4 protein-coding genes are annotated in these 2116 nt (G+C 69.4%); 1 reads left to right on the top strand and 3 read right to left on the bottom strand.

Going from position 1 to position 2116, the window contains the following annotated elements; all coding sequences use genetic code 11:
• The coding region (locus VNW53_RS01025; RefSeq protein WP_325553003.1) for a helix-turn-helix domain-containing protein at positions 1-233 on the bottom strand (233 nt) is incomplete at its 3' end.
• 63 nt (positions 234-296) lie between these two features.
• Between VNW53_RS01025 and VNW53_RS01020 the strand changes: the two genes are divergently transcribed.
• Positions 297-725, top strand: a complete 429-nt coding sequence (locus tag VNW53_RS01020; protein WP_325553001.1) for a PaaI family thioesterase — start codon at positions 297-299, stop codon at positions 723-725.
• A 17-nt stretch (positions 726-742) separates the two neighbouring features.
• On the opposite strand, the gene VNW53_RS01015 is transcribed toward VNW53_RS01020, so the two are convergent.
• Both VNW53_RS01015 and VNW53_RS01010 read right to left on the bottom strand, forming a co-directional pair.
• Positions 743-1798, bottom strand: a complete 1056-nt coding sequence (locus VNW53_RS01015; protein ID WP_325552999.1) for an amidohydrolase family protein — start codon at positions 1796-1798, stop codon at positions 743-745.
• A gap of 13 nt (positions 1799-1811) precedes the next feature.
• A partial coding sequence (locus VNW53_RS01010; RefSeq protein ID WP_325552997.1) for an alpha/beta hydrolase occupies positions 1812-2116 on the bottom strand: 305 nt, incomplete at its 5' end.

Raw genomic sequence — 2116 nt, 5'->3', positions numbered from 1 at the left:
GGCGCCTCGTCCCGCAGCCGGCTGAGGGTATCGGTGACCGTCGCGCCGGCCTGGCGCACCACCGCTTCGCCCAGCTCGCCCTTGCCGCCCGGGAAGTAGTGGTAGAGCGAGCCCTTCGGCGCGCCGCTGCGTTCGAGGATCTCGGCAAGGCCGGTGGCGGCGAAGCCCTGCTTGCGGAACAGGGCCACGGCGGCGCGGACGATCGCCTGGCGGTGCTGCGCGGGCATGGCCATCGGGGATTGGACTCCGGTCTTGGTTGGCACTATATAGACTGGTCTATATTACGGAGTTGGGCGATGAACCAGACCGTCCTTGCGGCCATTCCCGACGGGTTTTCGCGGCACTACCGGCAGAGCCCGCTCACCGATCCGTGGGAGCCGCTCTACAGCCGGCGCACCGAGGAGGCGGTGGAGATCGGCCTCGTCGCCGCCACGGCGCACGCCAACAGCCGGGGGTTCGTCCATGGCGGCCTGATCGCCGCGCTGGCGGACAACGCGATGGGTCTCAGCTGCGGTCTCAAGCTGGAGGACGTGTCCGGCCTGGTGACAGTCAACCTCGCCATCGACTACCTGGGAACGGCCGTGGTCGGCCAGTGGCTGCAGATCACCCCGTCGGTGGTGAAGGTCGGCGGCAGCCTCTGCTTTGCCCAGGCCATCGTCACTGCCGATGGCCGCCCCTGCGCCCGCGCCAACGCGACCTTCAAGGTCGCCGGCCGCGGCGCCTAGAGCTTTCGGAACGCGCTCTAGTCGATCCCCAGGACCTTCGCGGCGAGGTCGCCCAGCATGCTGGCCTTGTCCGCCGCCGAAAGGCCTGGGGTCTCTCGGATGTGCGCCACCGCCCGGTCGGTCCACGGATAGGGATAGTCCGTCCCCATCATGATGCGGCGCGCGCCGACTTCGGCGGCCAGGTGGCGCAGCCCCTCGGGCGTGAACACCATGGAGTCGTAGTAGAGGTCCTTGAGATAGGCCGTCGGCGCCTTCTTCAGGGGCGTCGTGTAGGTTCCCGGAAAGGTCTTCACGCCGGCGTCCGATCGGGCGGCGTAGGAGGGCAGATAGCCGCCGCCATGCGCGGCGAGGATCTTCAAGGCCGGATAGCGATCCAGGACGCCCTCGAAGATCAGATGCGACAGGGCGATGGTGGTCTCCAGCGGAAAGCCGACGACATTGCCGAGGCCGCCGCTTCCCGCCAGGCGGCCGGCCAGTTCGGGAACGCCCTGGGGGTGGATGAAGATCAACGCGCCCAGGTCCTCGGCCTTGGCCCAGAACGGCCGCAGCCGCGGGTCCGACAGTTCGACACCGTCGACGCTGCCGCCGACCAGGGCGCCGCGCAGGCCGAGGCGCCGGACCGCGTGGTCGAGCTGCTCGGCGGCCAGCTCCGGGTGCTGCAGCGCCACGCTGGCAAGTCCGACGAACCGGTCGGGATGCCGGGCGACCGTTTCGGCCAGGGCGTCGTTCTGCAGGGTGACCACCTGGCGGGCGAGATCGGGCTCGGCCCCGTACCAGAACGGATTGATGCTCAACACCTGCATGTCGACGCCCTGGCCGTCCATGGCGGCGAGGCGCTCGCCGATCTGGTCCTCGCTCGCCTTGAGCACCTGCGGCTGAAGCGGGTGGGGCCGGGTCGGGAACGTCAGGCCCATCAGGGCCATGGCCTGCGGAACCGCGCAGTGGGCGTGAACGTCGATGATGCGTCGGGGCCCGGACCGCCGCACCCGGGCCTCCGCGCGCGCGGCCTGCGGCACGGCGGCGGCGCCGACCGGAGCGCCGGCGCAGCCGACAAAGGCGATGCCGCCCAGCACGTCCCGCCGATCTCTAGGACCTGAAGAAGGTGAGCAGATCGGCGTTGATCGTCTCGGCGTTCGTCGTCGGCATGCCATGCGGAAATCCCTTGTAGGTCTTCAGCGTCCCGTTCTTCAGGAGCTTCGCCGAGAGCGGCCCGGCGTCGGCGTAGGGCACGATCTGGTCGTCGTCGCCGTGCATCACCAGCACCGGCACGGCGATCTTTTTCAAATCCTCGGTGAAATCGGTCTGCGAGAAGGCGACGATGCCGTCGTAATGCGCCTTGGCGCCGCCCATCATGCCCTGGCGCCACCAGTTGGCGATGACGGCTTCCGAGG

The organism is Phenylobacterium sp. (assembly GCF_035569475.1).
Taxonomy (GTDB): Bacteria; Pseudomonadota; Alphaproteobacteria; order Caulobacterales; family Caulobacteraceae; genus Phenylobacterium.
This window is presented reverse-complemented; position numbering and strand designations above follow the sequence as displayed.

Bases quoted from the DNA above. Each gene is read 5' to 3' on its own strand.
- VNW53_RS01020 (WP_325553001.1), top strand. From the start codon at position 297: ATGAACCAGACCGTCCTTGCGGCCATTCCCGACGGGTTTTCGCGGCAC.